The organism is Arcobacter sp. YIC-80 (assembly GCF_044841725.1).
Classification (GTDB): domain Bacteria; phylum Campylobacterota; class Campylobacteria; order Campylobacterales; family Arcobacteraceae; genus Arcobacter_B.
Genome location: NZ_JBJBSI010000006.1, coordinates 1 through 19,038, shown reverse-complemented (window position 1 = coordinate 19,038; position 19,038 = coordinate 1). Strand labels below are relative to the sequence as shown.

General features: G+C 27.2%; 21 protein-coding genes. 13 read left to right on the top strand and 8 right to left on the bottom strand.

Going from position 1 to position 19,038, the window contains the following annotated elements; genetic code table 11:
- The first annotated feature begins 8 nt into the window (after positions 1-8).
- Positions 9-587 (top strand): outer membrane protein, encoded by a 579-nt coding sequence (locus tag ACH5BK_RS09135; RefSeq protein WP_404306619.1) that lies wholly within the window; start codon positions 9-11, stop codon positions 585-587.
- A 39-nt stretch (positions 588-626) separates the two neighbouring features.
- On the opposite strand, the gene ACH5BK_RS09130 is transcribed toward ACH5BK_RS09135, so the two are convergent.
- Both ACH5BK_RS09130 and ACH5BK_RS09125 read right to left on the bottom strand, forming a co-directional pair.
- Complete coding sequence (locus ACH5BK_RS09130; RefSeq protein ID WP_404306617.1) at positions 627-1,739, bottom strand: glycosyltransferase; 1,113 nt, start codon at positions 1,737-1,739, stop codon at positions 627-629.
- Between the two features lie 68 nt (positions 1,740-1,807).
- Positions 1,808-2,689, bottom strand: a complete 882-nt coding sequence (locus tag ACH5BK_RS09125; protein ID WP_404306615.1) for a DMT family transporter — start codon at positions 2,687-2,689, stop codon at positions 1,808-1,810.
- Positions 2,690-2,852: 163 nt separating this feature from the next.
- On the opposite strand from ACH5BK_RS09125, the gene ACH5BK_RS09120 reads away from it, so the two are divergent.
- The 9 genes from ACH5BK_RS09120 to ACH5BK_RS09080 all read left to right on the top strand — a co-directional run bounded on the left by ACH5BK_RS09120 (position 2,853) and on the right by ACH5BK_RS09080 (position 9,488).
- The gene (locus tag ACH5BK_RS09120) at positions 2,853-3,581 is read left to right on the top strand and encodes an amino acid ABC transporter ATP-binding protein (RefSeq protein WP_404306915.1); all 729 of its coding nucleotides are present in this window, start codon (positions 2,853-2,855) and stop codon (positions 3,579-3,581) included.
- A gap of 38 nt (positions 3,582-3,619) precedes the next feature.
- Entirely contained in the window at positions 3,620-4,438 is an 819-nt protein-coding gene (locus ACH5BK_RS09115) for a transporter substrate-binding domain-containing protein (RefSeq protein WP_404306613.1), read from the top strand.
- Between the two features lie 29 nt (positions 4,439-4,467).
- Positions 4,468-5,301, top strand: coding sequence for a transporter substrate-binding domain-containing protein (locus ACH5BK_RS09110; protein WP_404306610.1), 834 nt, complete (start codon positions 4,468-4,470; stop codon positions 5,299-5,301).
- Positions 5,302-5,304: 3 nt separating this feature from the next.
- Complete coding sequence (locus tag ACH5BK_RS09105) at positions 5,305-6,270, top strand: amino acid ABC transporter permease (RefSeq protein WP_404306608.1); 966 nt, start codon at positions 5,305-5,307, stop codon at positions 6,268-6,270.
- A complete protein-coding gene (locus tag ACH5BK_RS09100; RefSeq protein ID WP_404306606.1) occupies positions 6,271-6,906 on the top strand; it encodes a MarC family protein in 636 nt (211 codons plus the stop codon).
- Positions 6,899-7,513, top strand: coding sequence for a LysE/ArgO family amino acid transporter (locus ACH5BK_RS09095; protein WP_404306604.1), 615 nt, complete (start codon positions 6,899-6,901; stop codon positions 7,511-7,513). Before ACH5BK_RS09100 ends, ACH5BK_RS09095 begins: the two co-directional genes overlap by 8 nt.
- Before the next feature lie 30 nt (positions 7,514-7,543).
- Positions 7,544-8,317, top strand: a complete 774-nt coding sequence (locus tag ACH5BK_RS09090) for an NUDIX domain-containing protein (RefSeq protein WP_404306602.1) — start codon at positions 7,544-7,546, stop codon at positions 8,315-8,317.
- Between the two features lie 39 nt (positions 8,318-8,356).
- On the top strand, positions 8,357-8,740 hold the full coding sequence (locus tag ACH5BK_RS09085; protein ID WP_404306600.1) for a RidA family protein: 384 nt from the start codon (positions 8,357-8,359) through the stop codon (positions 8,738-8,740).
- A gap of 145 nt (positions 8,741-8,885) precedes the next feature.
- Positions 8,886-9,488: a hypothetical protein gene (locus tag ACH5BK_RS09080; protein WP_404306598.1), complete on the top strand. Its 603-nt coding sequence runs from the start codon at positions 8,886-8,888 to the stop codon at positions 9,486-9,488.
- Between the two features lie 38 nt (positions 9,489-9,526).
- Here the strand turns inward: ACH5BK_RS09080 and ACH5BK_RS09075 are convergent, their stop codons facing one another.
- Positions 9,527-11,638 carry a Tex-like N-terminal domain-containing protein gene (locus ACH5BK_RS09075; RefSeq protein ID WP_404306596.1) on the bottom strand — a complete coding sequence of 704 codons (2,112 nt, stop codon included), beginning with the start codon at positions 11,636-11,638 and terminating at the stop codon, positions 9,527-9,529.
- A complete protein-coding gene (locus ACH5BK_RS09070; protein WP_404306594.1) occupies positions 11,631-12,365 on the bottom strand; it encodes a phytanoyl-CoA dioxygenase family protein in 735 nt (244 codons plus the stop codon). Before ACH5BK_RS09070 ends, ACH5BK_RS09075 begins: the two co-directional genes overlap by 8 nt.
- 186 nt (positions 12,366-12,551) lie before the next feature.
- Here ACH5BK_RS09070 and ACH5BK_RS09065 point away from each other — a divergent pair, with 186 nt between their 5' ends.
- Positions 12,552-12,977, top strand: coding sequence for a hypothetical protein (locus ACH5BK_RS09065; RefSeq protein WP_404306592.1), 426 nt, complete (start codon positions 12,552-12,554; stop codon positions 12,975-12,977).
- Between the two features lie 105 nt (positions 12,978-13,082).
- Positions 13,083-14,114, top strand: a complete 1,032-nt coding sequence (gene gshB / locus ACH5BK_RS09060; RefSeq protein ID WP_404306590.1) for a glutathione synthase — start codon at positions 13,083-13,085, stop codon at positions 14,112-14,114.
- Positions 14,115-14,121: 7 nt separating this feature from the next.
- On the opposite strand, the gene ACH5BK_RS09055 is transcribed toward gshB, so the two are convergent.
- The 3 genes from ACH5BK_RS09055 to ACH5BK_RS09045 are packed head-to-tail and all read right to left on the bottom strand — an operon-like array spanning position 14,122 to position 15,334.
- Complete coding sequence (locus ACH5BK_RS09055; RefSeq protein WP_404306588.1) at positions 14,122-14,328, bottom strand: hypothetical protein; 207 nt, start codon at positions 14,326-14,328, stop codon at positions 14,122-14,124.
- 10 nt (positions 14,329-14,338) lie between these two features.
- Complete coding sequence (locus ACH5BK_RS09050) at positions 14,339-15,094, bottom strand: 2OG-Fe(II) oxygenase (protein ID WP_404306587.1); 756 nt, start codon at positions 15,092-15,094, stop codon at positions 14,339-14,341.
- 9 nt (positions 15,095-15,103) lie between these two features.
- Positions 15,104-15,334, bottom strand: a complete 231-nt coding sequence (locus ACH5BK_RS09045) for a hypothetical protein (RefSeq protein WP_404306585.1) — start codon at positions 15,332-15,334, stop codon at positions 15,104-15,106.
- A 377-nt stretch (positions 15,335-15,711) separates the two neighbouring features.
- On the opposite strand from ACH5BK_RS09045, the gene ACH5BK_RS09040 reads away from it, so the two are divergent.
- Complete coding sequence (locus ACH5BK_RS09040; protein ID WP_404306583.1) at positions 15,712-17,286, top strand: nitrite/sulfite reductase; 1,575 nt, start codon at positions 15,712-15,714, stop codon at positions 17,284-17,286.
- 74 nt (positions 17,287-17,360) lie between these two features.
- On the opposite strand, the gene ACH5BK_RS09035 is transcribed toward ACH5BK_RS09040, so the two are convergent.
- Positions 17,361-19,038: T6SS phospholipase effector Tle1-like catalytic domain-containing protein (locus ACH5BK_RS09035; protein WP_404306581.1), on the bottom strand; the 1,678-nt coding region annotated here is incomplete at its 5' end.

The following is a 19,038-nucleotide window of genomic DNA, read 5'->3' as shown; positions in this document are numbered from 1 at the left end:
ATGATTTTATGAAAAAAATTTTAATAAGTACAGTAGCTTCGACACTTTTAGTTACAAGCCTAAATGCAAATATGTTCACCTCAATCCAATATGGATTTACTCATATAAATAGTGATAAAAAAGATACAGCAGGAACAGTAACTTTAGCAGAAGAACAAGATAGTAGTTCTGAAAGTATAAATTTAGAATTTGGATATGAGTATAGTAAAAATATAGATTTATCAGTAAATTATCAACTTATTTCAAGTGATGATGTAGATTTAAATAACATTTATTTACAGTCAAAATATAAGTTTGAAAACAAAAACTTCACACCTTATGTTGGAGCGATACTAGGATATTCACAACTTGATTGGAATAAAACACCAATAAATACAGCTAATAATGATACAAAATCAAGCGCTTATATAGTAGGAGCAAATGCAGGTATATTATATCCTATGTCAACTAGTACAGATTTAGTTTTAAATTATACAATAGCATATATGGGACATAAAGCAGAACTTTCTACTAGTTCTTCAAATAGTGCAGATTTAAGACATGATTTATTAAATTCTGTATCATTTGGTATAAGATTTAATTTTTAAGATTAAGAAGATAAGAAGTAAGAGTTAATCTCTTTCTTCTTATAAAATATTTAATTGATGAGCAAAATCAGCTGCGATTCTTTCGTAGTTTCTTACATCAAGTAATCTTTTTTGACCATTTACTCCAACTTGTGCTACTTCATCTTTATTTAAACCTAAAATATAATCAAGTTTTTCTTTTATATCTTTTTTAGTAAAGTTACTAAACCAAGCACTTTTATCATCTTCAAAAATAGAGCTGTTATTTTCATTTTTTGACATGATACAAGGTACTGCTGATGAATAGTAATCAAGTACTTTCATAGGTGTTGATGAATTAAATAGTGAAATATCAGGAAGTAGTCCTATTCCTATATCAGCTTTTGCGATTAACTCTAAAAGTTCACCTTTTGTTTTAGCATTGTATATTTCAATATGATCTTCAATATTTTTATACTTTGAAACTAAATCTTTTGCATATTCTGGGTCTTTTGTAGAAATCATAAGTTTATATGTCCCATCATTTAACTCACTAAAGGCATCTAGTATAGTTTCAAATTCTCTTAATTTATCAAGAGTTCCAGCGTAGAAAAATCTTTTCTCAATACCTTCATGTTGGATATTCTCTCTTAAAACATCAGGATCAATTGCTGATGGAATTACAAAGGTTCTTGTTTTTACATCTTTGAAATAGTCATTTTTCATTTGAATTGATGTTGGTAGGAAGATGTCACATTCGTTTATTAAAGCTGTTTCTGTAAATGTTTTGATTTTATTATTTATAACATCTAGGAAGCTTACTTTTTTATTTGCTTCATCAGTTTGAATTTTAGCAATTCTTTTTGGGAAGGATAGTCTAAATGCCAATTTAAAATTGCCAGTTTTTCTATACTTTAGAGCATCTTTTAGTATATCTGTATCATTTCTTACAGCTACTACTTCATATTGTTCTAATTTATAACCATTTTTTTCTAACTCTTCTATAGGATTTTTTTTATATTTATCAGGAAGAATCAATTTATTGTCATTTTTTACTTCAAATTCTTGAGAAAATTTTGAAAAGTAAACAATATCAATCTCAAAATGTTTATTTAAATATTTTTCAAATAAAGGGCCTATGAAACTATGTTCATGATACTCTTCTTGGTCAGTAATATATAAAAATTTACTCACTTGCTACTCCTTAATTTTTTTATTTAAGAATAGTAGCAAAGTAGTATCGCATTAAAAGAGCATAAATATTATTTGTTTATTTTTTCAAATCGTAACTCTGCAACTAAAGTTGCTACGATAATTAACACTGCACCAAAAATTTGAATTTGACTTAGTATCTCTCCTCCTACAAAATAACCATAAATAGCAGCACTTACAGGTTCCATAGTAAAAATAACAGCTGTTTTAGTAGCAGTTGTGAATTGTTGCATATATGTTTGAATTAAAAAAGCATAAACAGTAGCAAATACAGCTGTTACTATTACTGCTTTAAAAAAATTATAATCATAAGGTAAATCAAATGTTTTATCATCTAAATAAAGTGAAAATAAAAGTGAAAGAATTGCAACTGTTGTAAATTGTACCAATACTAAAATAAATACATTTACTTTCACAGAAAATTTTCCTGTAAAGATAATATGTAATGCAAATAATACAGCGCAAATTAAAGCTAAAAATTCTCCATTTCCTAAACTTAAAGTTCCACTCATAGAGAGAAAATATAGTCCTACTACAGCTATTAAAGAAGCTATAAATACATTTTTCCTTACATGGTCTTTGAATATAAAATAAGCTAAAAAAGGAACACAAACTACGTTAAGTCCTGTGATAAAAGCTACAATTGATGTTTTTGTAAATATAAGTCCAAAAGTTTGAGTAGCAAAAGCTGAAAAAAGAATTATACCCAATGTAATACCAAAAATAATTGTTTGCATATTTGTTTGTTTTAAAAATTTATAAGCAATTATAAACATTAAAAAAGCTGCAAGGGCAAATCTATAAAATAAAAATGCATAAACAGGTGTAGTATTTATAGCTTCTTGAACCATAAGAAAACTTATTCCCCAAACTATAGCAACTGTTAAAAGTAATAAATCTGCTCTATATTCATAAAGTTTTGATTTAGTCATAAACTCTCCTAAAAAATAAAAACGGAATTATATCATTTTATATACAATTTATTTATATAAATGGTATAAAATATACATATAATAAACAGTTAATGTAACTTTAAAACTATTTTCAGTAATATTTAAGCTTCAATTAAAAAAGAGAGAGTATATGAGTGATAATATAATTTCAATGACAAATATCGATAAATACTATGACGATTTCCATGTTTTAAAAAATATAAACTTTAGTGTAAAGCAAGGTGAAATAGTTGTAGTTTGTGGTCCCTCTGGATCTGGAAAATCAACATTAATTAGATGTATAAATGGCCTTGAAGAAATAGATTCAGGTGAAATTATTGTTGATGAAATCGATATTCATGCTAGTAAAAAAAATCTAAAAGAGATTAGAAGTGAAGTAGGAATGGTATTTCAACACTTCAATTTATTTCCACATTTAACTATTTTAGAAAATATTACTATTGCACCTACTTTGGTTAAAAATATGTCAAATGCCGAAGCTTCAAAAATAGCTATGGGTTTACTTGAAAAAGTAAAACTTGATCATAAAGCAAACTCTTATCCTGCTGATTTATCAGGTGGTCAAAAACAAAGAGTAGCAATTGCTAGAAGTTTAGCAATGAAACCAAAAGTAATACTATTTGATGAACCAACATCAGCTTTAGACCCTGAAACAATTGGTGATGTTTTATCTGTTATGAAAGATTTAGCAAAAGAAAACTTTACACTTGTTTGTGTTACTCATGAAATGGGATTTGCAAAAGAAGTTGGCGATAGAATTGTGTTTATGGATGAAGGAATTATTGTTGAAGAAAATACTCCAAGTGAGTTTTTTAATAATCCAGAATCTCCAAGAGCCAAAAAATTCTTAAATGAAATTTTAGTTCACTAATTCAAATTAAAAAATACCAAATTATAGGAAAAAATAGAATGATAAAAAAGATTGTAGCTTTATTTTTATTAGTTGTATCAACAAGCGTATTTGCGGATGATATTAACCTTTGGAAAAAATCAACATTAAACAAGATAATTCAAAAAGGTGAATTAACTGTAGCTTTAGAACCTGGATATATGCCTTTTGAGATGAAAGATAAAAGAGGAAGAATTATAGGTTATGATGTTGATATTGCAAAAGCAATGGCAAAAGCAATGGGAGTAAAACTTAAAATAGAAGAGACAGCATTTGATGGGATTATTGCAGGTTTACTTACAAATAAATATGACATTATTATTTCAGGTATGACTATTACTCAGCAAAGAAATTTAAAAATAAACTTCTCTGATCCATATATTGTAGTTGGACAAACAGTTTTATTAAATAAAAACTATAAAAATGAAATAAAAACATCTAAAGATTTAGATAATTCAAAATATACAATCACAGCTGTTTTAGGTCAAACAGGAGAAATTGCAGCTAGAAAGTTTTTTAAAAATGCAAAAGTTGTTACTTTTGAAACAGAAAGTGAAGCTGTATCAGAAGTATTAAGTGGAAGAGCAGCAGCTTTTGTAAATGACCAACCATATAATACTGTATTTATGGATGGAAAAGGTAAAGACTCTTTAATTCATCTGGATAAACCTTTAACTTTTGAACCTTTAGCTTTTGCTATTAGAAAAGGTGATCCTGATTTTTTAAATTGGTTAAATAATTTTTTAAGACAAATAAAAGAAGATAAGGTAATCAATCTACATGACAGACTATATCAAAAATGGTTTGTAGATACAAAATGGCTTAAAAGAGTGCAATAAGTCAATCTTAAATTAAGGAGAGAGATAAGATGAAAAGTATAAAAAAACTGTTTGTTGCATTCTTTGTAATAAGTGTCTTTGCTAGTGTTAATTCACTTGCAGATGATATTAACCTATGGAAAAAATCTACCTTGAATCAGATTTTACAAAGAGGGGAATTACAAGTTTGTTTAGAGCCTGGATATATGCCTTTTGAGATGAAAGACAAAAGAGGAAGAATCATAGGTTATGATGTGGATATGGCTAAGAGAATGGCTAAAGAGATGGGTGTTAAACTAAGTCTTAAAGCTACTGCATGGGATGGGATTATTGCAGCTCTTGTAACTGGAAAATGTGATATTATTATGTCAGGTATGACTATTACTCAACAAAGAAACTTAAAAGTTAACTTTGCTAACCCTTATGTGGTTGTAGGTCAAACTGTTATGATGAAAAAAGAGTTACAAGGAAAAATAAAATCTGCAAAAGATTTAGATAAACCAGAATATACAGTAGTTACAAAACTTGGAGTAACAGGTGAAGTTGCGACTAGAAAATTCTTTAAAAATGCAAAGATTATTACATTTGAAACAGAAGCAGACGCTGCTAGTGAAGTTTTAAATGGTAAAGCTGATGCAATTGTTTATGACCAGCCTTATAATATTTTATTTATGAGTGATAAAGGTAAAGGGAAATTAGTACACCTTGATACGCCTTTAACTTATGAACCATTAGGATGGGCTATTAGAAAAGGTGATCCAGATTTCTTAAACTGGTTAAACAATTTCTTAAGACAAGTAAAAGAAGATAAAGTAGTAGATTTCTATAATAAATTAAACCAAAAGTGGCTAAAAGACACTGACTGGTTAAAAAGAGTTCAATAATAAATGGCAAGAAAAGAATCGTGGACACAAAATAAAAATCTAGGGCATTTTATTGCCCTAGCATTTTATCTAGCAATTGGGTATTTTTTCTATTTAGCTGCGGCTAATATGAATTATGTATGGAAGTGGAACTCTGTTCCAAAGTATTTTGTTTATGAACAAACAATAAGTGTTGAAGCACCAATAGATGGAAAACTAGTATTAGAAAATGGAAAGTACTATATCAAAGGTAATGATAAAGTAGAACTTAAAAATTTAGATAGTAGTTTTTTATTTGATTATGAAGTGGGAAGTGATGTATATCAATATGATTATATTGCTTCAAAAACTGAAACAAAAGCAGGACCTATTTTAAATGGACTTTGGGTAACTCTAAAAATATCATTTTTTGCTGCAATACTTACGTTTGTAATAGGTATAGTTGTTGCGATGATGAAACTATCATCATTAGTATTTTTAAGGGATATTGCATCCGTATATATCACTATAGTTAGAGGAACACCTCTTCTTGTTCAAATATTTTTATTCTATTTTATAGTTGCGAATATTTTTGAACTTGATAGATTTATTGCAGGTGTATTATCTCTGGGTATCTTCTTTGGTGCTTATATGGCTGAGATTTTAAGAGGTGCAATACAGTCTATTGATAAAGGACAGTTAGAAGCTGCAAATTCACTAGGTATTTCGAAATATCAAGCTATGAGATATATTATTTTACCTCAAGCTTTCAAAAGAGCATTACCAACACTTGTTGGTGAGATGATAGCACTTATTAAAGACTCATCTTTAGTTTCTGTTATTTCTATTACAGATTTAACAAAAGTAGGAAAAGAGATTGTTGCTAATACTTTTTCTCCCTTTGAAACATGGATAGTTGTTGCAGTTCTTTATTTATGTATAACATCAACACTGAGTTATATAGGACATAGACTAGAGAAAAAAATGAAAGCAAAAGGTGGGATGAGTTAATTGGAACTTGTCTCAACTTTCTTACAACAATCTATAACGTTTTTTGCGATTATGGATCCAATAGGGATAAGTGCTATTGCACTATCTTTATTGAGTACAAATATCACTAAAACACAAGTTTCTAAAGTAGCTTATAAATCAACACTTACAATCGTAATTGCATTTTTTGTAGTGATAATAACTGGTGAAGCTATCTTAAAACTTTTTGGAATTGATGAAAATTCATTAAAAGTTATGGGTGGATTAGTTCTTATTCTTATGGCTATTTCTATGGTAAATGGGCCATCAAAACCTAAAAGTAATGGTAATACAGAAGAGCAAAAAGATGATGAGGAATTAGCAATTATTCCTATTGGAATACCAATTGCATTTGGTACAGGTCTTTTTACTACTATTATTATTTTTAAACATCAAGCTAATACTTTTGTAGATTTAGTATCAATTACTTTAGCTTTCTTAGTAAATGCAGCATTGTTTTATATAATTTTAAAAAACTCAATATATATTAAAAAATATTTAGGTCTTACAGGACAAAATATTATTACAAAACTTATGGGATTAATAGTGGGTGCTATTGCTGTACAGTTTATAATAAGTGGTATAGTAAATCTTGCAAAAGGTTACTGGGGTGCTTGATATATATCTTAAAGGTTTTATTGTAACTATTTCTTTAATAGTAGCAATTGGAGCTCAAAATGCTTATGTTTTGAAGCTTGGACTTTTAAGACAATATGTTTGGGTTGCTGTATTAATCTGTGTTGTAGCTGATTTTTTACTTATATCAGCTGGAGTTTTAGGACTTGGGTTTTTTATAAAAGGAAATCAACTTTTAATCAACTGCATTGCTATAATTGGAATAGTTTTTTTAAGTGTTTATGCTCTTTTATCTTTTAAAGCTGCTTTAAAAAATGAAAGTATGAAAATAGATGATGAAGTAAAAACTAATCCTTTAAAAAAAGTAATTACTATGCTTTTAGTTTTCACTTTTTTAAACCCTCATACTTATCTTGATACAGTACTTTTGATAGGTGGAATAGGTGCAAATGTAGAAGATAGTATGAAGCTTTACTTTTTACTTGGTGCTGTGAGTGCTTCTGCTTTTTGGTTTACACTTTTAGGTTTTGGAGCAAGGGCTTTAATACCACTTTTTAAAAAACCAATAACTTGGAAAATACTTGATATTCTTATTGGTATTTTAATGCTTGTAATAGCATACTCTTTAATAGATTTAATTTCATTTTAGTTATCATATTATCATTGAAGAGGTGATAATATGAATAATTCTAGTGTTGAAAAAATAGCTTGTTTTTCTACTGTTCTTGATCCATACAATGGGATTACAATAGACTCAAAGGATTTGCCGAAATCTAAAGAAGAGTTTGAATTAAATCTTGACTTTTTAATAGAAGAAACAATAAATAGAAGAAATTTAATTTGGATATATATAGATATAAAAAAATCAGATTTTATACCTATTGCAACTAAAAGAGGTTTTTTCTTTCACTCTTGTGATGAGGATTATATTTTAGTTGTAAAAAGACTAAAAGAAAATGCTATTGTTCCAACATCTGCTAATCATACTTTAGGAGTAGGAGCAGTTGTAATAAATGATAATAATGAACTCTTAGTAATAAAAGAAAAAATATCAACTATAGGCTTTAAACTTCCAGGTGGTCATATAGATAATGGTGAGATGATTTCAACTGCTTGTGTAAGAGAGGTTTTAGAAGAAACGGGAATAGATGTAGAGTTTGAGTCTATAATCTCACTGGGTCACTTCTATCCACATCAGTTTCATAAGTCAAATTTGTATGTACTTTGTCTAGCAAAACCACTATCTTTTGAAATAAATATACAAGATACTCAAGAAATATTAGATGCAAAATGGGTAAAAATTAATGAATATCTTGAAGATGAAACAGTTTTAGCTTATTCAAAAGCAGTAGTAATAGCTGCCTTAGAGTATAAAGGTTTTAGGTTAGCAAATCAAGAAACACTTTGTCATATAAAAAGAGATTTTGAATTATTCTTTCCTTTAGAGAAATAAAAGTATAATCATATTTTAAAAATATAAAGGATTATAATAATGAAGAAAATCATATCTACAAATAAAGCACCAGATGCAATAGGACCATACAATCAAGGAACATCTTTTGGTGATTTAGTTTTTACATCAGGACAAATTGCATTAGTTCCTGAAACTATGGAATTAGTTGAAGGTGGAATAAAAGAACAATCTATTCAAGTAATGGAAAATTTAAAAGCTGTATTAGAAGAAGCAAATTCTTCTTATGATAATGTTTTAAAAACAACTTGTTATTTATCAGATATGGATAATTTTGTAGCTTTTAATGAAGTATATGCACAATATTTTAAAGCAGAAGATGCACCAGCAAGAGCTACTGTAGCAGTAAAAACTTTACCTAAAAATGTTTTAGTTGAAGTAGATGCAATTGCATTTAAGAACTAGAGAATTTTTTCTCTAGTTTTAAAAAATAATTTTTTAATTGTAAATTTCAATAATTGTAATCAATATCTTTAAATTACTAATAAATTAAAAATTCTTTTAAGTATCCCTTGCTAAAATTCTAAGGAATTTATATTAAAGGAAAATCTTGAAAAAATTTTTATCTGTAATGGTAATTTTATCATTTAGTATTTCAGCAGTTATTGCTAACCCTGTAGATGAAATAAAAAAAGACATTTTATCTATGATAACAAAAACTCATAAATCCTCACTTGAGAGTACAAAAAAAGGTATTTTTTTAAAAACAAATCATTGTGAAATGTCAAATGAACAAATCAATGAATTAGAATCAGAGCTTTTAAAAAAAGAAATAAATGAACCTAAAAAACTAATTAATAAATTAAGTAAAATAATTTGTTCTAAAGAAAGTACGCATATAGTTATTCCAAAAGATTCAAAAGATTATATTCAACCTTTAGCTATTGGAAATGATATGTATAGTGGAAGTAAAACATTAGGTGATTGGACTTGTACTACTAAAGCTAAAAATAATAACACTGAAAAAATTTCAATGATTGGTATTTTTATGACAAAAACACAAGTTTCTTTATGGCAAACAAATGCAAAAGATTCTCTTACAGTTTGGTTAGCACCTTTTAAAGTAGCTCCTAGTGATGCTGTAAATTTTGAAGTTAAATATCAAGATAATGATTGGAAAATATCAGGTCTTTGCTATTCTATGAGACTATAAAGTAAACAAAAAATAGAAGTGAGTTTTAATACTCACTTTTATTTCAAACTCAATCCAACTCTTTGTTTCTCCAAATCAACACTTATAACTTTTATTTTCTCTAAGTTTTGATTGATACTTAGAACTTCGCTTGGGTGATTTATTCTTTTATTACTTATTTGTGAGATATGAAGTAGGGCATCGTTTTTTAGTCCTATATCTACAAAAGCTCCAAAGTCTGTGATGTTTCTTACTATTCCACTTAGGATAAAGCCTTCTTTTAACTCTTCTATTGATGTTACATCACTTGCAAACTGTACTTGGTTGAAGTTTTCTCTTATGTCAAAACCTGGTTTTTTAAGTTCTTGGATTATGTCTTTTAGTTTTAGTGGTGTTGTGTTTAGCTCTTTTGATATTTGCTCTATTTGTGAATCAATAATACTATTAATATCATAAGATGTTTGTAGTTTTTTAGTTAGCTCATAATCCTCTGGGTGAATTGCTGTATTATCTAAGATTGATTTTCCATCTTTTATTCTTAGAAATCCTACTGCTTGGATGTATGCTTTTTCACCTATACCTTTTACTTTTAAAAGCTCTTTCTTACTTGTGTATTTTTTGATTTTATCTCTATGTTCTACTATGTTTATTGCAAGTTTTTCACTAATCCCTGAGATAAAAGATAATAGTTTATATGAAGCTGAGTTTAAATCAACTCCTACTTTATTTACAAGGTCAATTGTTGTATTTTCAAGTTTTTGGCTTAACTCTTTTTGATTTACGTCATGTTGGTACTGACCAATACCCAGTGATTTTGGGTCAATTTTTACAAGTGCAGCCATTGGGTCTCTTAATCTTTGGGCAATAGAAATAGCACCTCTTATTGTCACATCTAGGTTTGGATACTCTTGTATTGCTATTTTTGAAGCTGAGTATACACTAGCACCTATTTCACTAACTATGGCATAGTTTATATCTAAGTTTTTTTCTTTTATTAGATTTGCTATAAAAGAGGCTGTTTCTCTTGAAGCTGTTCCATTTCCTATGGCTATTGCTGTGATATTATGTTTTTTTATTAGTTCACATACTACTTTTGAAGAGTTTGTTATATCCTCTTTTGGTTTTGTAGGATAGATTACATTTGAGTCTAAATATTGTCCATTTTCATCTATGACTGCTAGTTTACATCCCGTTTTATATCCAGGATCCATTCCTAAAATTACTTGATTTATAAGTGGTGCTGTTTGAAGTAACTCTTTTAGATTTTTTCCAAAAAGCTCTATTGCTTCTTTGTTTGCTTTTTCTTTTAGATTTGCTATTGCTTCTCTTTTTAGACTTGGAAGAAGAAGTCTTTTAAGACCATCTTTGTAGGCTTCAAAAACTATATCTTTTGAACTGTTTGCCCATGATGGAATTTTGTATTTTTTGATATTTTCTAATATATGTTTTTCATCAATATCAACTTTTATACTAAGTTGCTTTTCATTTACAGCTCTTAAAATAGCAAGAGTTCTATGGGCTTTAATATATTTTATTTTTTCATTTTGACCTGCAAAACTTGAATAAACACCATTTTTATCAAACTCTTTTGCTTCTTTTACTTCTAAGCTTCCCCAGTTTGAAATGATATTTCTAATAATCTCTTTTGATTTAAAATCATCTGCATATCTTTGAGCTATTATATCTTTTGCACCTTGTATTGCATCATCAGTTGATTTTATATTTTTATTTAAAAACTGTTTTGCTTTTTGATTTATCTCATCATTTGTATATTTTAAACACTGGATTATATTTGCTAAGGGTTCTAATCCATTTTCTATTGCAGTGCTTGTTCTTGATGATTTTTTATCTTTAAATGGAGTGTATATATCTTCTAAAGCTTGAAGTGTTGTAGCTTCTTCTAGTTGTTTTTGAACCTTTTCATTTAAAAAGTTTTTCTCTTTTAAAAGGTTTATTATCTCTTCTTTTCTTGATAAAAGCTTTTGTGAGTATTGAAAAACTTCTTCAAAAACTCTAAGCTCTTCATCTGTAGCTCCACCTGTAAAATCTTTTCTATATCTTGCAATAAATGGAATAGTACAACCTTCTTCAAGAAGGTTGATTATATTTGTGATTGATTTTGAACTAAGGTTTGTTTTTTGGGCAATTAATGTTGTGATTTTACTAGTCAAGTATAACTTCCTTAAAATCACTTCTTGTATCTTTTAAAGGTTTGTTACTTTGAGCTCTTACTGTATAAACAAAAGAGATTTTTGCTTCATCTGTTTTATTTTTACTTGCATGGTGAAGTGTTTTACAGTGAAAAAGTACTACATCTCCTTTTTTTAGATTTTTGTGGGTTTTTTTAGCAATGATTTTTTTGTTTTCTTCATGGTCATCTAAGAAGTTTGAGTCTTCATCAAAACACTCTTTACAGAAGTTGATTTTATGACTTCTGGGAATAAACTCTAATAAACCATTTTCTATAAACTCATCACCTAGACTTAACCATACAGACACTAGATTGTCATTTTCAAAGTGCCAGTATCTTCTATCTTGATGCCAGTAAGTTCTTGTACTTTCGTGTGGAAGTTTTGTCATGATTGAGTTATGATGAGCTAGTGTTAAAACAGGAGTATCATTTAGTACTTGTTTTAAAATAGGTCTTATATCTTTATTTGTCATCCATTCTTTAAAAATATCTTCTCTATCATAAACTTGTCTTAGTCTTCTAACCGTAATATTTTCATCACTTAGTTGCATATACTCTTGTTCTGTTTCAATAGGTGCTTGCTTTTTGTTCAAGTGTTCTTTTGCTTTTTCTAAAATCTCATCACAAAGTTTTTCATCTACAAAGTTTTCAATGATTAAAAAACCATTTTCATTAAACTCTTCTAGTTGTTGTTGTGTTAGTTCCATTTATACTCTTAGTTGCTAATTTTTTTGTATTATAGTCAAAAAAGTATTTTTATTTGTTTATTTTAAAATATATGGGGTCTTTTAAATTTAATTATTATAAAATTTACTTATATTAATAAAATTAATTTTAATTATAATATAAGCTTTAAACTATATAATTAAATCACAAATTTTTAAGGAGTATATATGAAGAAATTATTAGTTGCTTTTTTAGCAGGAATATTTTTAATAGGTGCAAATTTATTTGCAAATGATACTAAAGGATTAAACGTTATTTTAACATCAAAAGATGCACAAACACAGCAAATGGCTATGGTTTTATCTATGATGACATTAAAACAAGGCAAAGAAGTAAAAATGACTCTTTGTTCAAGTGCTGGAGATTTAGCTGTAAAGGGTAAAAAAAGTGTTGTTTTAAAGCCTATGGATAAGTCACCAAAAATGATGTTAAAAGCTATTATGAAAAAAGGAGCACAAATTCAAGTTTGCCCTTTATATTTACCAAATGCAAATTTAAAAGAAGATGTATTATTAGATGGAATTACAGTTGCAAAACCACCAAAGGTTGCAGCTTCATTACTTGATTCAAATTACTCTACTTTAAGCTACTAAATAAAAGTATAAATGGGTTTTATAACTCATTTATACAAAAAAACCTGTCTAAATTTTTTTTATTTATTGTATAATATCTTTTTAATTTAAAATAAGGATACTCAAGTGCATATTGCATTTATTATTGAAAATTGGGCTAATATAGAGCCTTTAAAAAGTTCAACTCTTGCAGTTATAAAAGAGTGTATGCAAAGAGGTCATAAGGTTTCTGTTTTATATACTTATGATTTAACTGTAAGAAATAATATTGTTCATGGTTTTGCTAAGAATCTAAAAATTGAGGGAAAACTTCCAGAATCAGCAACTGCTTTTTATAAAAAAGTTACTTATGATATAAAACTAACAGCTCTTCATGCTTTTGACTGTATTATGATTAGGAAAGATCCTCCAATTTCACCTTTGGTTTTTAATTTTTTAGATTCAGTAAAAAATGAAACATTAATAATAAATGATATAGATGGTATTAGAAAAGCAAACAATAAACTTTATACAACAACATTTCATGATCCATCAAATACATATCTTCCTAAAACTCATGTTTCAGGGAGTAAAAAATATATAAAGAAAATTATTGAAGAATCAGAAGAAGAAAAGATGATTTTAAAACCTCTTGATGGTTCAGGAGGAAGAGGTGTGATTGTATTAGAAAAAAATGCAACATCAAATATTAACTCTTTACTTGATTTTTATATTGATGATTCAGGTGAAAACTATGTTATTTTACAAGAGTATATTCATGGAGCTGAAAATGGTGATGTGAGAGTTATTATGCTTGATGGTAAAGCTATTGGTGCTTATCATAGAAAACCTGCTGATGGAGAACATAGAGCAAATATCCAAACAGGTGGAACTGCTCATAAATATATTTTAACTGAATCACAGAAAAAGATTTGTGCAAAAGTAGGAAAAAAACTGGCTTCTGATGGTATCTTCTTTGCAGGACTTGATATGATTGGAGATAAAATCTTAGAAGTTAATGTTTTAAATCCAGGAGGAATAACAAATATCAATAAACTTTCTAAATTAAAGCTTCATAAAAATGTAGTTGATTTTATTGAAGAAAAAGTTCATGAAAAAATAGAAAAAAGAGCTGAACTTGAATATCTATTAAAAAGACTTAGTGAGTTAAGAGAGTAAGTAGTTTCTACTTACTCATGATAATTTTATCTGCAAGAATCGCTATATCTTTTTCTTTTAATTTATATGTGTGATTTACTAAAGTACTTAATTCTAAATTGTTTTCTATCATTATTTTTGCGGCATTTTCATAATCTTCTTTTGAAGTGATTAAAAACACAACTTGTTCAATAATGCTTTTAACTTGTTTATTTATATTTGGATTAATACTCATTACTATTCCTTTAATTTAAAATTGCATCATGCCATTGAACTAAAGATATTCTTCTTCCATCATTTACTTTTTTTACTTCATGACAAAATATAGGATTACTTGGAAATATAAGCATTTGTCCAGCTTTTGGTTTTATACTTATATTTTCACCCTTTTTATCATATAGAAAGTTAAATAGTAACTCTCCACCATTAAAGCTTTCATCATTTTTTATCTTTTTATCATAAGTTGTGGTAAAAAGAACAGTTGAAAGTTTTCTATTTTTTGCAACGGCTTTAAATCCTATAAGTTCATCTTCATTGAAAATCATACTTGAATCATCACTATGTATGCTATAAAAAGAGCCTTGTAAATACTCTAAAGCTTGAAGTTTAGAAGCCATTGTTAAACACAAGTTAAAATAGTTTTCAATTTTAGCTTGATTTTCTTTAAATCTTTGATTATAGATATTCAAATAACTCTTTTTGATTTTATAGATATTTGTTTTTCTAATCTCTTCATCTAATTGACTATCGGGGTAATTTTCTAAAGTCTTTAATTTAGCCTTTTCATAATCAGAACTATCTTTTAAATCTTTATTAATTAAGGAACACTCTTCTTTTGTTAAAAAGTTATCAATAATTAAAAAAGGATAGTCATAATATGTATTTGGAATTAGTTTAGTTTCAATATTTAAATCAAATAAAAACTTTGAACAAAATACATTATTACTTATTTGAATAATATTTATATCTAAAATATTAGATAATGTTTTTTCAATTTTCATTTTTTTTCTTTATTTAAGATATTTTATAACATAGTCTGCAAATTCTGTAAGGTCTTGTAGTTTTAATTTTTGTGTTCGTGATACTATGTTTTCAAAAGATAATTGGTGTTCTTGCATAAGTTTATATGCATTATCATAGTTTTTTCTTTTTATATTAAAAACTATTTCATATATAGTTTCAATGATAGGATCTTCTATCTTGTAACCATCAATATATTTATCTAAAAATAAAATTGACAATTTAATCTCCATATTAATATAAAATAAGAAGTCTATTTAATGAAATTATAAACTATAAATCAATATAAAAAGCTAAAAATAAACTTAAAGTGATTTTAATACTCAAAAAGACCTATTTATAGAGCTTTCTTTTTATAAAAAGCTAAATCTACAAAACTATTTTTTTATAAAATATTATGAAAATATCTTAAAAATTGCTATACTTAATAATATTAATCAAGTATAAATAAAATCTATAAATACTATAAAAATGGGTTTTGATAAATAATATACTAAATTAATCAAGATTAATTTTAATGACATTTTTAGAAAAAGTAGCTATAATGATATTAAAATTTGATATATTAAGTTAAAATTTAACTAATCAGGAGAGTATTATGGCAGAAAAAGAGTTATCAGCTTTAGAGCAGTTAAAGGCTTCAAGAAACCCTTTAAAAGTTGTTGAAGATATGTATAAAGAAGCACAAGAAGGAATACCCTTAAAAGATGAATATATAGGACTTTTAAAATGGTATGGAATGTATCCACATATAAATGCAGAGGGTATAGAAGATAAAGCATATTTTATGAAAAGAATCAAATTAACAGATGCAAAAATGACTACAGAGCAATTAGAAGTAATGGCAAAAATTGGTCAAGATTATGCACAAGGTTTAGTTGATTTTACTGATAGACAAAATGTACAGTTTCATTTTATAGAAATCAAAGATATTCCAGCAATTTTCAAATTATTAGACTCTGTTGGTTTAACTTCAAGAATGGCATCAGGTGATGGCCCAAGACCTATTATGACTTCACCTCTTGGTGGAATTGACCCTGATGAGATTATCGATGCAAGTATTATTGCTAAAGAAGTTGATACTTATTTTGATGAAAATGAAGATAGATTCTGTAATTTCCCAAGAAAGTATAAAATAGGAGTTTCTGGTTGTTCTACTCATGCAGCTGCTCATGAAATACAAGATGTTGCATTTACTGCATTTAAAGATGAAAAGGGTGAAGTATTATTTGACTTAACACTTGCTGGTGGACTTTCAAAATCAAAACAAATTGCATATAGAGCAAATAGATATGTAAAACCAGAACAAGTAAAAGATGTAGCAGTTGTATGTGCTGAAATTTTTAGAGATAATGGAAATAGACATAATAGAAATAAAGCTAGAGTTAGACATCTTGTAAATGAGTGGGGCTTAGAAAAATTTGTTGCTGAAATTGAATCAAAACTTGGATATTCTTTACAAGAAGGTTTAGTTGAACCAAAAATAACTCCAATAGAAAATAGACATCAATTTGGAATTCATAAAGCTAAACAAGAGGGTGAATCTTTTATAGGTTTTGCTACTAATTCAGGAAGAGTTGCTGGTGTTGATTTTCAAGTGATGAGTGATATTTGTAAAAAATATAATGCAGGTGGAATTGCTTTAACTTCTACTCAAAACTTTATTGTATATGGTGTAAAAGATGAAGTAGCAAAAGCATTAGCTGATGAATTTGATGCACTTGGTTATCCTTATGAACCATCAGTATTTAGAGCAAGACTTCAATCATGTACAGGAAGAGAGTTCTGTAAATTTGGTATTACAGAAACAAAAGAGTATGCAAAAAAAGTTGTAGTTGAACTTGAAGAAAAAAATCCTGATTTTCAAGAGCCAGTTATGATTGCTATTTCAGGATGTGGAAATGGATGTTCTCAACCTCAAATTTCTGATATTGGGCTTGTTGGTACTAAAGTTAGAGATGATGATGGAAATAGAGTAGAAGGTTATGATGTACTTCTTGGTGGTCACTTACAAGGTGAAAAAGGAAGTAGAATAGCTCATAAGGCAGGTGTAAAAGTAGAAGCTACAAAAGTAGTTGATTTTATTTCTGATTTAATAGCTTCTTATAAAGCTGATAATTTAGGTCAAGAAAATTTTAAAGACTATTTAAATGTAGTTGAATTAGATAAATAGAAGGTATTTCTTCTATTTATTTATCTATTAAAATAAGCTTATAAAACTTATAATAATAGTTGTATAAAAAAAACTCAACCCCTAGTAAACTTAACACCACTAGCAGAATAAATAACCCTTTTCCCATAAAAATCATTAGTTTCTTTATCTTCATAAGAAGGCTTATTTACAAAACTTAATTTAGATGAATGATGTAGATAAGTATGTTTTAACTTTCTATATAAATCTTGGTTTTCAGTTTTTAACTCTTTTCTTTCTTTTAAAATATCATAAACCTTATCTAATGTATCATCCCTATAAAAACAATAATTATCTAATCTTCCTAAAGGAACCCTTTCAAAATCATCTTTTAAATTCTCATTGTCTAATGATCTAGAAATATCTTTATATAAAGCTCTATCATGCATAAGTCTTAAAGCTATGTGTTCATATTTATTTGAAACTTGTTTCTTATACATATAAACAAATAAAGTATTAACACTATAGTTTGTTCTATATTCTTGTTTTATATAATAATAAAATCCATCTTCATTATTTAAAATATCTTTTTTTGAATTTACTTGATTAATAGTTGTTTTCTCTAACCAATTATATTTTCTATTCCAAGCCTCAAGTTTAGCTTTTATAAATGAAATATCAAAACCACTAACTCTTCTTTGTGTTAAAAGAATTAATTCATCTTCTATATTATATCCACCACCAACATCTGCATGAGCTCCAGGAATATAATACTCTTCAAACTTCTTTCCTTTACTTGGGCTTTCTTCTTTAGTTTTATAAAACTCTTTATTTATATCTGTAAAAATAGAAGAAGTATCAAAGTTATATCTATACTCATCATCAGCCATAAGATGAACTACTTGTCCTATTTTTTCTTTATTCTCAAAAAAATCAATATTTAAATCTTTAAAATCATTTGATTGTATGACACCATGATGAGTTACAGTATCATAGATACCTATAAACCTAAAAGATAAAGAGTCTATTTTAATCTCTTTTTGTCCATAGTATGGATTAGCAATTATATCTCTTCCCTGGTTATAAGTTTTATTTTTAGTATTAAAGGGATTAAATATTTTATTTCCATTATATATTACATAACCATCTTTGAAAAAAGAAGAAAAGATATTTTTATCTTTTTTTGTTTTAACACTATATTTCTTATTTCCATTTTCTACTAATTCACAATCTTTTAATATACTATTTACAAAATGCCTAGCAGCAGAAGCACCTCTACTAAATCCAAAAACATCTAAAACTAACTCATCAATATGATTTATATCAGAAGCTCTTAATTGTTCTGCTATTTTTAAACAACTATAGATGATATGAGCTTTAACACCTGTATAACCAAAATCAAGTCCTAAACCAAAAATTCCATCTTTTCCATAATCTTCATTTATAAAAGGATTACTTGTTCCAGCTCCACTTTCATAAAGTTTAAATCTAGTAGGAACTAAAGCTTTTTTATTTCTTTTTATATCATTGCCATTGTAAATATTATATAACCTACTTATATTTGTTTCACCATTTGTGTAACTGCTATCTTCATCTTTATCTACTAAGATTTCTTCTCTTACAAACTCTTCTCTATCTTCTTTTTTTATATTTTTTTTGCCATTTTTAACATCAAGAAGATACTCAAATACTTTTGAAGAATGCTTAGCTTTAGAACTATCTAGGATTTCTTTCTCTTCTAAGCTTAGATTAGATTCTTTATCAAAATATATTATTTCTTTTTTTGTATTATTT